Consider the following 510-nt stretch of genomic DNA (forward strand, 5'->3'; position numbering starts at 1 on the left):
GCTTGCTTACAGCTCCCCGAGGCAGTTTCGTTGTTCGCCACGTCCTTCATCGGCTCCTAGCGCCTAGGCATCCTCCGTGTGCTCTTAGTAGCTTAACCATTGCGCTCGTGTTCGAGCTGTCACTTCCCTTGGTTTGCTTGCGCAAATCCAAAAKTCGTTCCATTTCGATCACTCGCTCCAGCAATCTACCGTTTTTATTGAAACTTGTTTAACACAAGTTCAGCTAAAAAGGAATGTTCTAATTCGCGTTTGTTTCGTTTCGATATCTAGTTTTCAAAGAACAAGCTCCATAATAAGCAAGCTGTTTGAGAGTTTGAGCTCTCAAAACTGAGCAACGAGTGAGTGTTTTGCAGCTAAGCTGCATATTTGAATGTTTCCACACGGGAAACGATTCTCCATAGAAAGGAGGTGATCCAGCCGCACCTTCCGATACGGCTACCTTGTTACGACTTCACCCCAATCATCTATCCCACCTTCGGCGGCTGGCTCCTTGCGGTTACCCCACCGACT

Annotated in this window: 2 rRNA genes; both read right to left on the reverse strand. The window is 47.5% G+C overall.

Annotated elements, in window-relative coordinates:
- Nucleotides 1-98, reverse strand: a 23S ribosomal RNA gene (locus AB4Z30_RS29995); the annotation flags it as partial.
- A gap of 303 nt (nucleotides 99-401) precedes the next feature.
- Nucleotides 402-510, reverse strand: a 16S ribosomal RNA gene (locus AB4Z30_RS30000); the annotation flags it as partial.

This window comes from Paenibacillus sp. 2TAF8 (assembly GCF_052114825.1).
Lineage (GTDB): Bacteria > Bacillota > Bacilli > Paenibacillales > Paenibacillaceae > Paenibacillus.